At 66.1% G+C, this 15498-nt stretch carries 14 protein-coding genes and 1 tRNA gene; 8 read left to right on the top strand and 7 right to left on the bottom strand.

Annotation, left to right across the window (positions count from 1 at the left end; translation table 11 throughout):
* The first annotated feature begins 7 nt into the window (after positions 1-7).
* Positions 8-1213 carry a chromate transporter gene (locus AB4Y42_RS27930; RefSeq protein ID WP_368695955.1) on the top strand — a complete coding sequence of 402 codons (1206 nt, stop codon included), beginning with the start codon at positions 8-10 and terminating at the stop codon, positions 1211-1213.
* 20 nt (positions 1214-1233) lie between these two features.
* Here AB4Y42_RS27930 and AB4Y42_RS27925 read toward each other — a convergent pair whose 3' ends face one another.
* From AB4Y42_RS27925 to AB4Y42_RS27915, 3 genes are read right to left on the bottom strand one after another with little or no spacing between them, the layout of a single operon-like run.
* A complete protein-coding gene (locus AB4Y42_RS27925; protein WP_368695954.1) occupies positions 1234-2256 on the bottom strand; it encodes a histone deacetylase family protein in 1023 nt (340 codons plus the stop codon).
* A gap of 14 nt (positions 2257-2270) precedes the next feature.
* On the bottom strand, positions 2271-3539 hold the full coding sequence (locus tag AB4Y42_RS27920; RefSeq protein WP_368695953.1) for a Zn-dependent hydrolase: 1269 nt from the start codon (positions 3537-3539) through the stop codon (positions 2271-2273).
* Positions 3540-3583: 44 nt separating this feature from the next.
* The gene (locus AB4Y42_RS27915) at positions 3584-4903 is read right to left on the bottom strand and encodes an MFS transporter (protein WP_368690903.1); all 1320 of its coding nucleotides are present in this window, start codon (positions 4901-4903) and stop codon (positions 3584-3586) included.
* A gap of 158 nt (positions 4904-5061) precedes the next feature.
* Between AB4Y42_RS27915 and AB4Y42_RS27910 the strand changes: the two genes are divergently transcribed.
* A complete protein-coding gene (locus AB4Y42_RS27910) occupies positions 5062-6012 on the top strand; it encodes a LysR family transcriptional regulator (protein ID WP_368695952.1) in 951 nt (316 codons plus the stop codon).
* Positions 6013-6051: 39 nt separating this feature from the next.
* Here the strand turns inward: AB4Y42_RS27910 and AB4Y42_RS27905 are convergent, their stop codons facing one another.
* The 3 genes from AB4Y42_RS27905 to AB4Y42_RS27895 form a co-directional block, all read right to left on the bottom strand.
* Positions 6052-6510, bottom strand: coding sequence for a CopD family protein (locus AB4Y42_RS27905; RefSeq protein ID WP_368695951.1), 459 nt, complete (start codon positions 6508-6510; stop codon positions 6052-6054).
* Positions 6511-6712: 202 nt separating this feature from the next.
* Entirely contained in the window at positions 6713-9028 is a 2316-nt protein-coding gene (gene parC, locus AB4Y42_RS27900) for a DNA topoisomerase IV subunit A (RefSeq protein ID WP_368690906.1), read from the bottom strand.
* Positions 9029-9067: 39 nt separating this feature from the next.
* A complete protein-coding gene (locus AB4Y42_RS27895; protein ID WP_368690907.1) occupies positions 9068-11059 on the bottom strand; it encodes a DNA topoisomerase IV subunit B in 1992 nt (663 codons plus the stop codon).
* Positions 11060-11401: 342 nt separating this feature from the next.
* On the opposite strand from AB4Y42_RS27895, the gene AB4Y42_RS27890 reads away from it, so the two are divergent.
* Both AB4Y42_RS27890 and AB4Y42_RS27885 read left to right on the top strand, forming a co-directional pair.
* Entirely contained in the window at positions 11402-11692 is a 291-nt protein-coding gene (locus AB4Y42_RS27890; RefSeq protein WP_368695950.1) for a nucleotidyltransferase family protein, read from the top strand.
* The gene (locus AB4Y42_RS27885; RefSeq protein ID WP_368695949.1) at positions 11689-12042 is read left to right on the top strand and encodes a DUF86 domain-containing protein; all 354 of its coding nucleotides are present in this window, start codon (positions 11689-11691) and stop codon (positions 12040-12042) included. Before AB4Y42_RS27890 ends, AB4Y42_RS27885 begins: the two co-directional genes overlap by 4 nt.
* 34 nt (positions 12043-12076) lie before the next feature.
* Here the strand turns inward: AB4Y42_RS27885 and AB4Y42_RS27880 are convergent, their stop codons facing one another.
* Positions 12077-14005: an ATP-binding cassette domain-containing protein gene (locus tag AB4Y42_RS27880; protein WP_368690908.1), complete on the bottom strand. Its 1929-nt coding sequence runs from the start codon at positions 14003-14005 to the stop codon at positions 12077-12079.
* Between the two features lie 246 nt (positions 14006-14251).
* Here AB4Y42_RS27880 and AB4Y42_RS27875 point away from each other — a divergent pair, with 246 nt between their 5' ends.
* The 4 genes from AB4Y42_RS27875 to AB4Y42_RS27860 all read left to right on the top strand — a co-directional run bounded on the left by AB4Y42_RS27875 (position 14252) and on the right by AB4Y42_RS27860 (position 15467).
* On the top strand, positions 14252-14434 hold the full coding sequence (locus tag AB4Y42_RS27875; RefSeq protein WP_069265388.1) for a rubredoxin: 183 nt from the start codon (positions 14252-14254) through the stop codon (positions 14432-14434).
* A 185-nt stretch (positions 14435-14619) separates the two neighbouring features.
* Positions 14620-14694, top strand: a tRNA-Arg gene (locus AB4Y42_RS27870).
* Between the two features lie 119 nt (positions 14695-14813).
* Positions 14814-15086, top strand: coding sequence for a hypothetical protein (locus tag AB4Y42_RS27865; RefSeq protein WP_069265389.1), 273 nt, complete (start codon positions 14814-14816; stop codon positions 15084-15086).
* Positions 15087-15203: 117 nt separating this feature from the next.
* Positions 15204-15467: a hypothetical protein gene (locus AB4Y42_RS27860; protein WP_368690992.1), complete on the top strand. Its 264-nt coding sequence runs from the start codon at positions 15204-15206 to the stop codon at positions 15465-15467.
* Positions 15468-15498: the final 31 nt, after the last annotated feature.

Raw genomic sequence — 15498 nt, 5'->3', positions numbered from 1 at the left:
TGCAGCCATGCAAATCCGCACCGACGAAGCGATCGCGGCGCCAATCCGCGACCACCACGAACCGCTTCTCACGCTCTTTCGCGTCGTGCTGACCGTCTCCGCGGTCTCATGGGGCGGCCTCGCGCTCATGGCGCAACTCGAGCAGCACTACGTCGAGCGCGAAGCGCGTCTCACGCAAACCGCGTTCTCGGATCTGGTCGCACTCGCCTGGATGGTGCCGGGGCCGGTGGGCTGCAACGTCGCGGTGCAACTCGGCCATGCGCTGCGCGGACGCGCGGGCGCCTGGGTCGCGGGCGTGGCGAGCGTGCTGCCCTTCTTCGCGCTGATGACGCTGTTCGCCATTTTCTACCGCACGCCGCTCGTGCATGCGGTCGCCTCGCGCACGCTGCTCGACCATTTCAGCGTGGTGCTCGCGATGCTGATCGGCGTGACCTGGTATCGGCAAACGCGTGCGCTCGTGCGCGGCCCGCTCGAATGGGGCGTGGCGCTCGCGGCCTGCGCCGCTCTCGCGCTCGCGGCGAGCGGCGCGGCCTACGTGGCGATTCTGCTCGTTGCGTTTGCCGCGGGCTGGCTCGCGAGCCCGGTGCGTTCGCAGCGACTCGAGTTGCGCGTGACGCGGCGCGACGTGCAGTTGCTCGCCGCGCTGGCCGCATTGATCGTCGTGTTCGCGCTGCCGCTGCCGCATGCGCTCGACTCTGCGCTGCTCTGGCCGCGTCTCGCGGGTGCGGGCATGACGCTGTTCGGCGGCGGCTTTTCGGCGCTGCCCGTGTTGAAAACGCTGTTCGTCACGCCCGCGGTCGGCATCACCAACGACGACTTCACGCTGGCGTTCACGCTCTCGCCGCTTTCGCCGGGGCCGCTCCTGAACGTGGTGCCCTTCTTCGGCTATCTCGTCGATGGCTGGGTGGGCGCGCTCGTCGCCACGCTCGCGCTGTTCGTGCCGTCGGGCTGCCTCGTCGTGCTCGCGCGGCGGCACCTTCACCGCATGAAGGCGAACCCGCGCTTCGAGCACGCCATGCGCGTGCTGCGCGCCGCGACCACCGCGTTCCTCGCGATCGCCGTCTGGCACATCGCGCGGCACGTGCCGCTGCACCTGTCTTATCTGCTGACGGCCGTCTTCTCGGCGATGTGCTTCGGCAAGCTCAAGCTCCCCGCCTACGCGGTCTACGCGACGGTAGGACTCGCGTGCGGGGCTTGGCTGCTGCTGGCCTGAAGCGCGCGTTCACGCACGGATCAGCGCGCTGACGTAAAACCGCCGAAGAACGCGCGCGCGTTGTCTTCGAGGCTGTCGAGGTGATAGCCGCCTTCCTGCACGATCACCGAAGGCAGACCGAGCCCACCGATCGCCGTGCCGAGCCGGCCGAAACCTTCGGTCGTTACGGCGACTTTCGACTGCGGATCGTCCTTGTAGATGTCGAAGCCGAGCGCCAGCACGAGCGCGTCCGGCTCGAAGCGCCTGAGCACGCGCAGCGCCGCTTCCACGCGCTCGAAGAAGTCGGCTTCCGATGCGCCATGCGGCATCGGCAGATTGACGTTGTAGCCCTCGCCCGCACCGTTGCCGCGCTCGTCCTCGTAGCCCGCCACCACGGGATAAAAGTTGGTCGGATCGCCGTGGATCGAGACGTAGAGCACGTCGCTGCGGCCGTAGAAAATCTCCTGGACGCCCTGGCCGTGGTGCATGTCGGTGTCGAGGATCGCCACGCGCGCGAAGCGGCTGCGCAGCGACTGCGCCGCGATGGCCGCGTTGTTGAGATAGCAGAAACCGCCTGCCGCGTCCGCGCGCGCATGATGGCCGGGCGGACGCGAGAGCGCGTACGACTCGCGCGCGCCTTCGTTCACGCACGCGGCGGCCGCCAGCGCGCTTTGCGCCGACCAGTAGGCCGCGCGCCAGGTGTTCGCACCGATGGGGCAACTGCCGTCCGCGAGATAGCGCGCCGCCTGCGCGAGCACGCCGCGCAGCGGATTCGGCTCGCGCACGTAGATGTTCGACATCACCTCTTCGCCCCAATCTTCGGGCACACGCTTCCATTCGGTGTGCGCTTCCTCGAGAAAGCGCAGATAGTTCATCTCGTGCACGGCGGCGATGGGCGCGGTGCCGAAGTCGGCGGGCGCCTGCACGTCGAAGCCGAGCGAGCGCGCCGCGGCAACCAGATGCCCGGCGCGCTGCGGCACTTCCTGCGCCTCACGCAACTGGCCGCGCGAGAAATAGGCGCGCGGATGGTGCAGCAGCTGATCGGGGTGAAACCAGGTCTTCATGTTCAGTTCTCCTTCTATTTCTTTTGCGCGTCGGCGGCAACAATCAAGCGCACGCCTGCGCGCGCCGCGACGGCATTGAGCAGCACGTTCGCGCCGGCGGTGACGTCTTCCGGCAAGGCGTCCTCGGCTTCGTTGTGCGAGAGGCCGTCCACGCAGGGAATGAACACCATCGCGGTCGGACAGTAGCGCGCGAGGTGGATCGCGTCGTGGCCCGCACCGCTCACGATACGCTCGTGTGGATAACCGAAGCGCGCCGTTGCCTGCGCGACCAGTTCGACACACTGCGCGTCGAACGGCGTGGCGGGGCTAGTCCAGCAATGCGCGATCTGCACGCCGAGGCCGCGCTGTGCGGCCACGTCCGCGCATAGCTTGCGCAAGTCGCGCTCCATCGCGTCGAGTTGCGCATCGTCGGGATGGCGCAGATCGACGGTGAACGTCAGGTTCGCCGCGATCGTGTTGCGCGACGCGTTCGCGATCTGCGCCTGGCCGATCGTCACCAGACCGAGCGGTGCGTAGCGCGCCATGGTGCGTTCGATCTCGAGCGACATCTGCGCCGCGCCGAACCACGCATCCTTGCGGTAGCGCATTGGCGTCGTGCCCGCGTGCGCAGCCACGCCCGTTACGTTCACGTCGAACCAGCGGATCGCCTGGCCGCCCGTCACGATGCCGATGGTCGTCTTGTTCGCCTCCAGAATCGGGCCCTGCTCGATATGGGCTTCGAAGTACGCGTCGACGGCCACGCCTTGCACGGCACGCGGGCCGCGCGCGCCACAGGCGTCGAGCGCGGCGCCGAGCGTCACGCCGTCGGCGTCCGTGCGCGCGAGTGCGTCCGCCAGCGTCATCGCGCCCGCGAACACCGCCGAGCCCAGCATCGCCGGCGTGAAGCGCGCGCCCTCCTCGTTGGTCCACGAGCAAATCTCGATGGGTTTCACGGTGCGTGCGCCCGCGTCGTTGAGCGCGCGCACGACTTCGAGCGCCGCGAGCACGCCGTAGACGCCGTCGAAGCGGCCGCCTTCGGGCTGCGTGTCGAGGTGGCTGCCCATCAGCACCGGCGCCGCCTGCGCATCGTCGCCTTCGCGGCGCGCGAACAGGTTGCCCACTTCGTCGGTCCACACCGTCATGCCCGCCTCGCGGCACCAGCGCGCGAACAGCTCGCGCCCGCGCCGGTCTTCTTCGGTGAGCGCAAGGCGGCGCACGCCGCCGCCCGCCGTCGCGCCGATGCGCGCCATCTCCATGAGGCTCGCCCACAGGCGCGGGCCGTCGATCTGCAAAAGGTCTTTCATCGGTCCATCCATTTCAGTCGAACTATTCGAACACCTGAACAACATCAGCGCGTGCTCAGCGCCTCGGCGGGCGCCTCGTCAAGCGCATGCTGGTGGCGGCGCGCGTCGAGCGCGACGATGCACAGCAGCGAGACGCCCGCGAGGCACGTATAGAACACGGCGAGCGGCCACCACTGCCCCACATAGCGGTGCGCGAGCCACGTGCCGACGAGCGGCGTGAGGCCGCCCGCGATCGCGCCGCACACCTGGTAGGAGAGCGAAATCGCGGAGTAGCGCACGCGCGTGGGGAACACGCCGGAAACGAAGCCTGCGATCACCGAATAGAAACTCGCCATGCAGACCACGGCGATCGCGATGCCGATCACCATCGGCACGACCTTGCCGGTTTGCACGAGCACGAACATCGGATACGGCGAGAGCATCGCCGCGAGCGCCGCGCACTTGAGGAAGCGCGCGCCGCCCATGCGTTCGGCGAGCCACGCGGCGAGCGGCTGCACGAGGAACTGGATGATCGCGACCGCGAACAGGCAGTCGAGAATCAGCGAGCGCGTGATGCCGACGTACTGCGTGGTGTAGGCGATCATGAACGTGTTGGTGAAGTACACGCCCGCAATGCCGATGGTATTCGCGCCGATGCACAGCAGCACGAGGCCCCACGCCGAGCGGAACACTTCGGCGACGGGCAGCTTGAGCGTGCGGCGCTGGTCCTTGAGCTTCTCGAACTCGGGCGACTCGTTCACGCCGAGCCGGATCATGATGCCGACCACGAGCAGCACCGCCGAAACGAGGAACGGCAGACGCCAGCCCCACGAGAGAAAATCGGCCTTGTCGAGCGACGTGACCGAGCGGAACGCGAGCAGCGAAAGAATCAGGCCGGCCGGCGAGCCCAGTTGCGCGAACGAGGCGAAGAACGTGCGGCGGCCTTCGGGCGCATGCTCGCCCGCCATCAGCACCGCGCCGCCCCACTCGCCGCCCACGGCGATGCCCTGCACCACGCGCAGCAGCACCAGCAGCACCGGCGCGAGCATTCCCACGCTCGCATACGAAGGCAACAAGCCGACGCAAACCGTCGCGACGCCCATCATCATCAGCGTGGTCATGAGCGCCTTCTTGCGGCCGATGCGGTCGCCGAGATGGCCGAAGATCAGGCCGCCAAGCGGACGCGCGAAGAACCCGACGGCGAAGGTCGCAAACGACGCCATCGTGCTCACGAAGCGGTCCTCAGAAGGGAAATACAGCTCGCCGAACACGAGCGCGGCGGCCGTGGCGTAGATGTAGAAGTCGTACCACTCGATCATCGTGCCGATGAACGCCGCGGCGGCGGCGCGCACCGGTTGCCGGGTGCTGGGTTGTGGGTTGGCCATGCGTTGGTCTCCTTCAGGCTTCAGGCGCGTTTGGGATGCGTTTGTGTTGCATGCACGCTTTATCGCCAGCCACAAATCATTAGTCAAATTTCGCGTTATTATTCCGTGCATAAATTTTACTAATACCCTTGGCGCACCCGTGCGCCGGAAGACCGTCCATGCGCGCCGACACCACCCGCTTTCTCAACGACCGTCTCGACTGGAACCTGCTGCGCACCTACCTCGCGATCATGCAGGAGCGCAGCGTGAGCCGCGCCGCCGCCCGGCTCTATGTCACGCAGCCGGCCGTGAGCCAGGCGCTCAAGCGCCTCGAAGACGCGCTCGGCCGCAAGCTCATCGAGCGCCGGGGCGCGCAGTTCGTGCCGACGGAGGCGGGCGAAGAGGTCTATCGCATCGCGAGCGACATCTACGGCACGATTTCCCAGCTCGAAACCGGCCTCGACGAGCGCACCGCCGACATCACCGGCTCGATCCGCCTGCTCACGGTGAGCCGCATCGAGTCGCGCGTGTACGACGAATTTCTTGCGGAATTCCACACGGCCTACCCGCGCATCGACTTGCAGATCGAAGTGATGCGCTCGTCGGACATCATCTCGTCGCTGCTGCAGAAAACAGCGACCGCGGGCCTGAGCCTGTGCCGCACCCCCATCGACAAGCTGGACATGCGCTGCTTCCTGCGCCAGCGCTACGCGATGTTCTGCGGCCGGCATCACCGGCTCTTCGGGCTTTCCCAGCTGACGATGGACGACCTGCTCGCGGAGAACTTCGTCTCCTTCACGAGCGATCAGATTGGCGACAGCCTGTCGCCGCTCACGGTGTTTCGCGACCAGCGCGGCTTCACGGGGCGGATCGTGGCGTCGTCACCGAGTCTGGACGAGGTGCGGCGGCTGATCTTTGCGGGCTACGGCATTGGCTGCCTGCCCGAGCATACGGTGCGGGACGATCTGGCGCGGCAGCGCCTGTGGCGGCTGCCGCCGGAGGAAGGGCTCGTGGACGTCGATATCCACTTGCTGTGGCATCGCGAACGCAAGCGCAATGCGGCCGAAGAAGCGTTCTTCGACGCGATGGAGCGCTGCATGCAGCGTCATGCGCTCGCGGAGCGCCTGTAGTGCGTCAAGCGCAGACCGCGAACGTTGCAGGAGAAACGATTAGAACCCGCGCGCGAGCACGGCAACGCCGATCGTCACGATACCGAGCACGAGATTGATGACGACGAGCCGGCGCACGGTGCCCACGGCGCGCGCGCCGTCGGGCCACTTCTGCGCCTGCACGGCGCGGCGGATGCGCGGAAACACGGCGAAGCGGATGTGGCCGAAGATCAGCATCATCAGCACACCCATGCCCGCCATCGCATGCAGTTGCCAGGTGGCGTGCTCGCCGCCGAACTGCATGAGCAGGAAGCCGCCGGTCAGCAGGATCACGATGACCGAGACGCCCACCCAGTTGAAGAAGCGGCCGAACACCGATTCGATGAGCGGCAGGCGCAGCTGCGGCGAGAGGTCCTCGAGCGCCGGGCGCAGACAGAAGTGCGCGAAGACCATGCCGCCCACCCAGACGGCGACGCCCAGCAGATGCAGAAAGAGCGCGACTGCGATCGCGTGGCCCATGCTTGATTTCCCTCGTAACGTGTCATTATCGGCGGCATGTCGACGGGAGTGAGTGCAACGCACTCCCGTCCCATGCCTTTGCGCGGCATTATTCCATGCCGCGCCGCAATTCGCGCCGGATATGTGTCGACCGGAGTTAGCGTTTTAGCGCTTACTCCGGTCCCACGCAGAGCGCTCCCGCCCCATGCAGAGCCCCGCTGTTTTACTGCGGCAACACCGGACGCATGCCCGTCACGACCTTGAGCTTCGAGTCAGGCGCGCGGCCCTTGCGTGCGCGCTTGCCGATCTGGGGCGACAGCACCGCGCCCGCCATCAGGTCCTCAGCCGCCTTGCCGCCGCGGCCCGTGCCCACGAGCACGACGCCCGCCGCGCTGATCGCCAGCGCCTGCACGAGCTTCTCGTTGTCGTCGAGCTGCATGAGCGTGACACCACGCCCGCCGCCCGAGAGCGTCTTCATCTCGTCGAGGCCGAACACCAGCAAACGGCCGCTCGACGACAGACACGCCACCTGCAGCGCATTGGGCAGCATCGGCATCGGCGCGAGCGGCACGCAGCCCTCGTCGATCGTCATGAACGCCTTGCCCGCCTTCACGCGGCTCACCATGTCGCCGATCTTCGCGATGAAGCCGAAGCCGTTGCTCGACGCCAGCAGCAATGGCTGTTCCGCGTTCGCCGCGAAGTAATGCAGCAGATGCGTGCCCGCTTCGAGTTCGATGAGCGACGTGACCGGCACGCCGTCACCGCGGCCGCCGGGCAGATTCGCAATCGACACCGAATAGACGCGGCCGTTGCTGCCCCACGCGATGAGCGTGTCGGGCGTGCGGCACTGGAACGCCGCGTAGAGGCCATCGCCGGCCTTGAACGTGAAGCCTTGCGTATCGAGCCCGTGGCCCTTGAGCGCACGCACCCAGCCCTTCTGCGAGACGACCACCGTGACCGGCTCGTCCACCACGCGCGCTTCGAAGCTCGCCCGCTTTTCCTGCTGAATGAGCGTGCGGCGATCGTCGCCGTACTGCTTCGCGTCGGATTCGATTTCCTTCACGATGAGGCGCTTCATCGACGCATCGTTCGCGAGCAGTTCTTCGAGCTTCGCCTTCTCTTCGCGCAGTTCCGCGAGTTCCTTCTCGATCTTGATCTTCTCGAGCCGCGCCAACTGACGCAGACGGATTTCGAGAATGTCCTCGGCCTGGCGCTCGGAAAGCCCGAATGCGCTCATCAGCGCGCTCTTGGGCTCGTCCGACTCGCGGATGATGCGGATCACCTCGTCGATATTGAGGAAGACGATCATCCGCCCTTCGAGGATATGGATGCGGTCGTCGACCTTCGTCAGGCGATGCTGCGTGCGGCGCGTGACCGTAGCGAAGCGGAAGCCAATCCACTCGCCGAGAATCTCGCTGATGCCCTTCTGGCGCGGACGGCCATCGGCGCCGATCATCACGAGATTCAGCGACGCGTTCGATTCGAGACTCGTGTTCGCGAGCAGCGAATTCACGAACTCTGCCTGGTCGATGCGGCTCGTCTTCGGCTCGAACACGAGGCGCACGGGCGCGTCCTTGCCCGACTCGTCGCGCACGGCGTCGAGCAGCGCGAGCATGGTCTGCTTGCTCTGCAACTGCTCGGGCGTGAGCGTCTTCTTGCCGAGCTTGAGCTTCGGGTTCGTCAGTTCCTCGATCTCTTCGAGCACCTTCTGGCCCGACGTGTTCGGCGGCAGCTCGGTCACCACGAGTTGCCACTGGCCGCGCGCGAGGTCCTCGATCTTCCAGCGCGCGCGCACCTTGAGGCTGCCGCGGCCCGACTCGTATGCCGCCGCAATTTCCGCGTCGCTCGAAATGATCTGGCCGCCGCCCGGGAAATCGGGCCCCGGCAGTTTCTCCATGATTTCCGCATGCGAAAGCTTCGGGTTGCGAATCATCGCCACCGCCGCCGACGCCACTTCGCGCAGGTTATGCGACGGAATTTCGGTGGCGAGACCCACCGCGATGCCCGACGCGCCGTTGAGCAGCAGCATGGGCAGACGCGCGGGCAGCGTCTTCGGCTCCTGGAACGAGCCGTCGTAGTTCGGCATGAAATCGACGGTGCCCATGTCGATTTCGTCGAGCAGCAGCTTGGCGATAGGCGTCAGGCGCGCTTCGGTGTAGCGCATGGCCGCCGCGCCGTCGCCGTCGCGCGAGCCGAAATTGCCCTGGCCGTCGATGAGCGGGTAGCGCATCGAGAAGTCCTGGGCGAGACGCACGAGCGCGTCGTAGGCCGACTGGTCGCCGTGCGGGTGGTACTTGCCGAGCACGTCGCCCACCACGCGCGCCGACTTCACGGGCTTGGCGTTGTCGCCCAGGCCCATTTCGTTCATCGCGAAGAGAATGCGCCGCTGCACCGGCTTCTGGCCGTCGCAGACATCGGGCAGCGCGCGGCCCTTCACCACGCTCACCGCGTAGTCGAGGTAGGCGCGTTCCGCGTAGTGGCCGAGCGTGAGCGTGTCGCCGTTCGGGGCGTCCGTCACTTCAGCAAAGAGATCGTCCATGTTTCAATCAGTCCGTAATCGTGTGTGCGCCTGCGCGTATCAGATATCCGCTTCGACTTCGTTGCCCTTCTCTTCGAGCCACGAACGGCGCGAGGCCGCTTCGCCCTTGCCCATGAGCATCGTCATGCGCGCGACCGTGGACTCGTAGTCGAGGTCGCCGAGCGCGATGGGCGAGAGGCGCCGCGTGTCGGGGTTCATCGTCGTGTCCCAGAGCTGCTCGGCGCTCATTTCGCCCAGACCCTTGAAGCGGCTGATGGTCCATTGCGTGTCGCGCACGCCGTCCTTGCGCAGCTTGTCGAGGATCGCCTCGAGTTCGCCTTCGTCGAGCGCATAGAGCTTCTGCGCGGGCTTCTTGCCGCGCGCGGGTGCATCGACGCGGAACAGCGGCGGGCGCGCCACGCACACGTGGCCACGCTCGATGAGCTGCGGGAAATGCTTGAAGAAGAGCGTGAGCAGCAGCACCTGGATGTGCGAGCCGTCGACGTCGGCGTCGGACAGAATGCAGATCTTGCCGTAGCGCAGATTCGACAGATCGACCGTCTCGTCGGGGCTGTGCGGATCGACGCCGATCGCCACCGAAATGTCGTGCACCTCGTTGTTCGCAAAGAGCCGGTCGCGCTCGGTCTCCCACGTGTTGAGCACCTTGCCGCGCAGCGGCAGGATGGCCTGGTACTCCTTGTCGCGCCCCATCTTGGCAGAGCCGCCGGCCGAGTCGCCCTCCACGAGGAAGAGTTCGTTGCGCGCGATATCGGTCGATTCGCAGTCGGTGAGCTTGCCAGGCAGCACGGCCACGCCCGAGCTCTTGCGCTTCTCGACCTTCTGGCCCGCGCGCGTGCGCGCCTGCGCCTGCTTGATGACGAGATCGGCGAGCTTCTTGCCGTGCTCGACGTGCTGGTTGAGCCACAGCTCCAATGCCGGACGCGAGAACGACGAAACGAGCTTGACGGCGTCGCGGCTGTTCAGGCGCTCCTTGATCTGCCCCTGGAACTGCGGGTCGAGCACCTTGGCCGAGAGCACGAACGAGACGCGCGCAAAGACGTCTTCGGGCAGCAGCTTCACGCCTTTCGGCTGAAGATTGTGCAGTTCGACGAAGCTCTTTACGGCCTGGAACAGACCGTCGCGCAGGCCGCTTTCGTGCGTGCCGCCCGCGGGCGTCGGGATCAGGTTCACGTACGACTCGCGCGTGAGCGAGCCTTCCTCGCTCCACGCCACGACCCAGGCGGCGCCCTCGCCTTCGGCGAAGGTGTCGTCGGTGGTGCGCGCGTCGGCGTAGCGCTCGCCTTCGAACAGCGGGATCAGCAGGTCGGCGCCGCCCATGCCTTCGAGCAGATAGCCGCGCAGGCCGTCTTCATACTTCCAGCTCTGGCGCTCGCCGGTCTTCTCGATGACGAGTTCGACCTCGACGCCCGGCAGCAGCACGGCCTTCGAGCGCAGCAGACGCTGCAGTTCGCCGAGCGGCAGATTGGGCGAGTCGAAATACTTCGGATCGGCCCACGCGGTCACGCGCGTGCCGCTCTTCTTGTCGTCGCGCGCGGCGTTGCGCGTGGTGAGCTGCCTCGTGACGTTGCCGTCCGAGAAGCCGATTTCGGCGACCTTGCCGTCGCGCCAGACGGTCACGTCGAGGCGCGTGGAAAGCGCATTGGTGACCGAAACGCCCACGCCGTGCAGGCCGCCCGAGAACGTATAGGCGCCGCCGGCGGCCTTGTCGAACTTGCCGCCCGCGTGCAGGCGGGTGAAGACGATCTCGACGACGGGCACCTTCTCGTCGGGGTGCAGGCCGAACGGAATGCCGCGGCCGTCGTCCTCGACGGAGACGGAATGGTCGGCGTGCAGCGTCACGGTGATGCGACGGCCGTAGCCGCCGAGCGCTTCGTCCGAGGCGTTGTCGATAACTTCCTGGATGATGTGCAGCGGATTCTCGGTGCGCGTATACATGCCCGGCCGCTGCCGGACGGGCTCGAGGCCCTTGAGCACCTTGATCGACGCTTCGCTATAGCCAGTGTTTCCAGCGTTGGACTTCTTCGTTGACATGGTGATCCACAGGGGGTTGTCCGCGCGCTTGTCCACAGGTCCTGTGGACATCTGCGGGGAAAACGCGTTGAGCGTTCAAAAAAACCGATACGAAACAACGGGGTGAACCGGCTGCGCGCCGCGGTGGCAGGTGCGCTCGCGGCGGCGCGGTGGTTCGCGCAGTTGTTCGAATTCGCGAGGTATTGTACTGATTTGGGCTCGCACGGCAATTTGCTTGGGGGTTGGCCGTTCGGCGAAGGGTCGAACGGATGCGGGAGTCGCGTAGAATGAGCCGCGGCGGCACGGGCAGTGCCGACGCGATTTCATCGGGCCTGTTGCTCTGTTTGGGAGTGTGGAACTGCCATGAGACCATCCGAAGCGCTGCGCGCGCACCGCGCCGAGATCCGCGCGATCGTCGCAAGCCATCACGCGACGAATGCGCGCGTGTTCGGCTCGTCGGCGCGCGAAGAGGACGACGAGGACAGCGATCTCGATCTGCTCGTCGATCCGACGCCGGAGACTTCGCTGTTCGATCTTGCGCAAATCCAGTTGCGGCTCGAAGCACTCCTGGGCGTACGAGTGGACGTACTCACGCCAAAAGCGCTGCCCGAGACGTTCCGCGCTCGCGTAGTCGCCGAATCGGTGCCGATATGAGAAAAAAAGATCTGCGGACGCCGGATTACCTGCAGCATATTCTTGACGCGATCGAACGGATTCGCAGCTACACCGCGCCACTTTCACGTGAAAGCTTCGAGGCGACACCGATGGCTGTCGATGCCGTCGTACGTAACATCACGATCATTGGCGAAGCCGCGCGTAATATCACGCGTCACGATCCAGACTTTGCTGCCGCGCATCCAGAAATACCGTGGGAGGCCATGTACGGCATGCGCAACCAGGTGATGCACGGGTACTTTGTCGTAGACATCGACATTGTCTGGAGCACCGTGCAATCGTATTTGCCCGAGCTGGAACGCGAGCTTTCGCGGCTGAAGCGCTCGTAAAAAAGCGGCCTTCATCAGGCCGCTTTCTCTCGCATCACTTGCGCTTGCTCTCGAGCTCTTCCCACCGCTCCAGCGCGACGAGCAACTCCTCGTCGATCGCCGCATAGCGCTCGGTGAGCCGCGTGCCTTCGGCCGCGTCCTTCGCGAAGATCGACCCGTCCTCGATCTTCGCGCCGATCGTCTTCTGCTCCGTCTCCAGCGCCTCGATGCGCTTGGGCAGTTCCTCCAGCTCGCGCTGCTCCTTGAACGAAAGCTTCACAGTGCGCTGCGCATTGCGGCCCGCCGCGCTCTCCTTGGGAGCGGCAGCCGCAGGCGCCGCTTCTTTCGGCGCGCGCGCCTCGGCAATCTCTTGCGCACGCGTACTCTGCGTCTGCCAGTCCGTGAAGCCGCCCACGTATTCGCGCCAGCGCCCTTCGCCCTCGGACGCGATCACCGAAGTCACCACGTTGTCGAGGAACGCGCGGTCGTGCGAGACGAGCAGCACGGTGCCGTCGTAGTCGGTGAGCAACTCTTCGAGCAGTTCGAGCGTCGGGATGTCGAGGTCGTTGGTCGGTTCGTCGAGCACCAGCACGTTCGCGGGCCGCGCGAACAGACGCGCGAGCAGCAGGCGGTTACGCTCGCCGCCCGAAAGCGATTTCACGGGCGAGCGCGCCCGCTCGGGTGCGAACAGGAAGTCGCCGAGATAGCTCATCACGTGCTTCTTCGCGCCGTTGATCTCGACCCAGTCGCTGCCGGGGCTGATGGTATCGGCGAGGCTCTTTTCCATGTCGAGCTGCGCGCGCATCTGGTCGAAGTACGCGACCTGCAGGTTGGTGCCCACGCGCACCGTGCCTTCGTCGGGCTTCAGCTCGCCGAGAATCAGCTTCAGCAGCGTGGTCTTGCCCGCGCCGTTCGGACCGACGAAACCGATCTTGTCGCCGCGCATGACCGTCGACGAGAAGTTGTCGACGATCGTGCGGCCGCCATAGCGCTTGGTCACGTCCGTGAGTTCGGCGACGATCTTGCCGGACTTCTCGCCCTGCGCGACGTCGAGCTTCACGTTGCCCTGGACGTTGCGGCGCTCGGCGCGGTCGTTGCGCATCTGCACGAGGCGCGCGATGCGCCCCACGCTGCGCGTGCGCCGCGCTTCCACGCCCTTGCGGATCCACACTTCTTCCTGCGCGAGCAGCTTGTCGAACTTCTCGTTCTCCACGCGCTCGACTTCGAGCTGCTGCGCCTTGCGCTCCTGATACTGCGAGAAGTTGCCCGGATACGAGAGCAGCTTGCCGCGATCGAGTTCGACGATGCGTGTGGCCACGCGGTCGAGAAACGCGCGGTCGTGGGTGATGAAGAGCAGGCTCGAACGCTGCGCCACGAGCAGTTCTTCCAGCCAGCGGATGCCGTCGAAGTCGAGGTGGTTGGTCGGTTCGTCGAGCAGCAGGATATCGGGCTGCACGACGAGCGCGCGCGCAAGCGCCACGCGCTTTTGCATGCCGCCCGAGAGCGCGCCCACGCGGGCGTCGCCTTCGAGGCCGATCTGCGCGAGCGTCGTGGAAACGCGCGTGCGCCAGCTCCATGCGTCGGCGTGATCGAGCGACGATTGCAGCGTGTTCATGCGCGCGAGCAGCGCGTCGTGTTCGGCACCTTCGGGCGTGTCCGCGAGCTGGTGCGCGACCGTGTCGTATTCGTCGAGCAGCGCGCGCACGTCGGCAAGTCCCGAGGCGACGGTGTCGAACACCGTGGCGTCGGCGTCGAAGTCGGGCTCCTGCGGCACGTAGACGGTCGAAAGCTCCTGCTGGCGCGTGACGAGGCCGTCGTCGGGCCTGGCGAGGTCGGCGACGATCGTGAGCAGCGACGACTTGCCCGCGCCGTTGCGGCCGATCAGCCCGACGCGCTCGCCGGCTTCGAGCGAAAAGTCCGCATGGTCGAGCAGCGCGACGTGGCCGAACGCCAGTTGCGCGCCTGTGATGGTGTAAAGCGACATGGATGGAAAGCGATGCGTGCGGTGGACCTGAAGGGGGCATTGTACCGGGCCGCGGAGGTCGGGCCGCGGAGGTCGGGCCGCGGAGGTCGGGCCGCGCAGGCCGGGCCTCCGCGTTTAGCTTCCCTTTAACGCGGCGGCACGCGAGCCGTTTTCCGGTAACATCGCGGGTCGCCCGCGCCGCCCGCCTTATAGATAAAGGGCCGCATGACGAGCCGCGCATCGAATCGACTAAACGAAGGACACGCTGTGAGCGAAGTAATCGAGTACAAGAGCTGGGTCTGCCTGATCTGCGGCTGGATCTACAACGAGGAAGAAGGCCTGCCCGACGAAGGCATCGCCGCCGGCACGCGCTTTGCGGAGATTCCCGACGACTGGCGCTGCCCGCTGTGCGACGTGGGCAAGGCGGAATTCGCCGTCGTCGAGTTCTGATTGCGACGACTCTGCCAAAGCCGCTGAGGCGTCATTTTCGCGCCCGAACGCGTTTGCTATACTCTTGGCCCTGCGCCGCGATATCGCTCGGACCCGCAAGGCCGAACTGCTTCGCACGCCGCTCCGCGCCATGACGGGTCACTTGGGAAACATGGCGATCGAACGGAGCCATGCTCGACCTCGCGCTCCCTGTAGTTCAATGGATAGAACAAGTGCCTCCTAAGCGCTAGATGCAGGTTCGATTCCTGCCAGGGGGACCAGCCGCCCGGCCACCACGCCGGGCCGCGCAGGCCGGGCCGCGAAGTCCGCAACCGGTTCGCAGATCCCCGTCCCGTCTCTATCGCGCACTCGCGCACCCTCTTTCCCGAGCAGGTTTTCCATGGACATCAACAAGCAAGTCGCCGCCCTCACCGCCTCCGAACTGCAGACGGCAGGAGCCAGCCAGGCCACCGCCATTGCCGTGAGCGTGCTGCTGCGCCACCTCAATTCGCCCGAACTCGCCCGCCAGCTGGGCGCGGCGTTCGAAAACCACCAGGCCGTGATGCTGCAGACGCCCTGGCCCGAGCAGATGCTGAACTCGTTCGAAGCGACGCGGCGTTTCTTCGAAAGCGCGGCGCAAGTGCAAGGCGCGACGCCGCCCGCGGCCGAATAAACGGAATCCGACCGGCTATTAGGGGTAAATACCGAGTTAAATACCCCTAAAGTAGGGAAAAATAGTGCCGTAAAGGCCTTTATGGACTCCACGCGTCCCCTCCCCGCCGGTCATATGATGTCGACCCTCATCGATCAGGATATCGCGCACATTCGTCGCGTGATGCCGCTGTCACTCGCCGGCGACTTCGGCGGGCCGATTCTCCCCGCGCTCTACTGGCGCCAGCGCCTGCACCGTCTGCTCGACACCGGTCACGTGAACAAGGGGCAGCTGTGTGAAATCGACAGCCTGCTGCTGATCCTCGACCTGCACGAGCTGAACGTCGCCTCGGCCTCCGCGCCTCTGGCGAAGCAGGCAAACGCCGGCCCGCAACACTCCTGACTCCCCTGAATTCGACGCTCGCGCGTGCAGG

The sequence above is a fragment of the Paraburkholderia sp. EG286B genome (genome assembly GCF_040965655.1).
Lineage (GTDB): Bacteria > Pseudomonadota > Gammaproteobacteria > Burkholderiales > Burkholderiaceae > Paraburkholderia.
This window is presented reverse-complemented; position numbering and strand designations above follow the sequence as displayed.